Source organism: Frigoribacterium sp. CFBP 8754, assembly GCF_014841815.1.
GTDB classification, from domain to species: domain Bacteria; phylum Actinomycetota; class Actinomycetes; order Actinomycetales; family Microbacteriaceae; genus Frigoribacterium; species Frigoribacterium endophyticum.
The window spans coordinates 1-2122 of record NZ_JACYUO010000014.1; the positions used below are offsets into that span (position 1 = coordinate 1).

The following is a 2122-nucleotide window of genomic DNA, read 5'->3' on the forward strand; positions in this document are numbered from 1 at the left end:
CCCGCACCACGACGAGGCCCCCCGCAGCACCAACTGCAGGGGGCCTCGCCCGTCGGCATGTAAGATATCGGCTGACCGCCCCGATCGGTCTCCCCTTTCCCTCCATCCGGAAGAAGACATGAGCACGATCAGAACCGGCCTCGCGGCCGTGGGCCTCGCGGCCCTCGCCGCGGGCACCCTCGCCCCCGCCGCGGCCCTCGCGGCCCCTGCCGCCACCATCGACGTCGACCAGGCCTCGGCCGCGTCGCAGCCGACGGCCTCCGCCCCCACCGCCGCCCCGGCCGCGCCTCGCATCGCCTTCGTCGAACCAGGCGACGACGGTGAGCTCGCGGTCGCCGGCCTGGCGCCGGGCGCCCGGCTCGCCGGGATCGTCGTCGAGGGAGGTGGCCGCTACAGCGCCGCCGTCTGGGACGACCGCTTCGCCACGTCGGTCGAACTCGCCGACCTGGGCAAGCCGGCCACGCTGATCTCGTCCACGCCACAGGGCCGGGTCGAGGTCGAGTTCGTCCTCGACCTGCAGCACGCGGAGGGCGAGGACCGAGCCCCCGGCACGCCCGTCGTCCACGCGGTGAGCCAGTACGACGACGACCACCTCGTGATCGAGGGCACCGTGGCGCACGAGCCGGACCTCTTCACCAAGACCGAGGTCTGGGCCAGCAGATCGGGCGCGTCGTGGGACTTCCCGTCCGACAACGGGGCGTTCTCGCTCGTGGTGCCCGCCTCGCGCGCCGGCGAGACGATCGACGTCACGGCCTACTACCGGGGCCGCGCCAGCGAGGCGACGCCGGTCGTGCTCGTCCCCACGGAGCGCAACACGGCGTCCGAGACGCACCCCCTCCAGCTCGCCTCCCCCGCGCCGGGCGAGGTCGTCGCGGAGCCCGCTCCGACCTTCGCCGGCACCGGCATCCCCAACTCGCAGATCGTCGTGACCCGCGACGGCGAGACCGCCCGCAGCACGGCGACCCTCTGCGAGACTCGCGTCGCCGTCACCGGCGACTGGAGCTGCACCTCGGCCGCGCTGCCCGCCGGCAGCTATGAGACGACCGTCGTCGAGACCCCGACGTGGGCCTCGGCCGCGCAGCAGCGAGCCGGTGCGTCGTTCACCGTCGCCGACACCGCCGACGGCGACTGGACCCCGGCCCTGCCGATGCTCTCGTCGGTGACGGAGGACGCCGACGGCCAGATCGTGCTGCGCGGCATCTCGACCCGAGCCGCCGAGGCCCGGATCGAGGTCGGCGGCCACGTCGAGACCGTGCGCGCCCAGCACGGTCGGTTCACCTTCATCCTGCCCGCGGGCCTGGCCGGCCAGACCGCCACGATCACCGGGATCTCGCTCGAGCGCGAGGGCCGCTCGCTCGACGCGCCCCTCACCCCGCTCGAGGCGCCTGCGCTGTCCCCCCTCACGGCACCGACGATGCACGCGGTCTTCCCCGCGAGCGACGGCAGCTACTACATCCAGGGCACGGCCAGCTACTTCGCCACCGAGTGGGAGCTCCCGGGCGTGATCGCGCAGGCCGACGGCGTCTACGTCGACGGGACGGAGACCACCTGGAACGGTGCCTTCATGTTCAACATCGGTGCCGAGCACGCCGGCGAGCAGATCGACCTGATCACCGTCCGGAGCTTCGACATGTCGGAGCGCACGACGATCACCCTCGTGGAGACCGAGGGCAGCACCGCCCCGGCCGACTGGCCGTTGAACGTCGTCTCCCCCGCCGACGGCGAGACGATCGCCGCCGACACTCCGACCCTCACGGGCGTGGGCATCCCCGGATCGACCGTCGAGGTCACCACCGACACGGACGGCGTCGGCGTCCTCGCCGACGAGATCGGCAAGGCCGACGTCCTCGCGGACGGCACCTGGACGGTGGAGGTCGATGCTCCGCTCGCGGAGGGCGACCACACGATGACCGTGACGGAGACCCCGTACTGGGAGAACCTCGACCCGATCGTGTCGACCCGCTCGTTCGTGGTCGCGGAGGACGGCGACGGCGGCGAGGAGACCCCCGCACCGGCCGCACCCGTGACCATCGCGACCCCGGCCGACACCACCACCGGCTACACCCCGAACGAGGCCTTCACCTTCACCGGCACCGCCGAGCCCGGCAGCACCCTCACCGTC

Annotated in this window: 1 protein-coding gene; it reads left to right on the plus strand. The window is 73.2% G+C overall.

From position 1 onward, the window contains the following. Positions 1-118 precede the first annotated feature (118 nt). A partial coding sequence (locus IFT72_RS15605) for an Ig-like domain-containing protein (protein ID WP_192047020.1) occupies positions 119-2122 on the plus strand: 2004 nt, incomplete at its 3' end.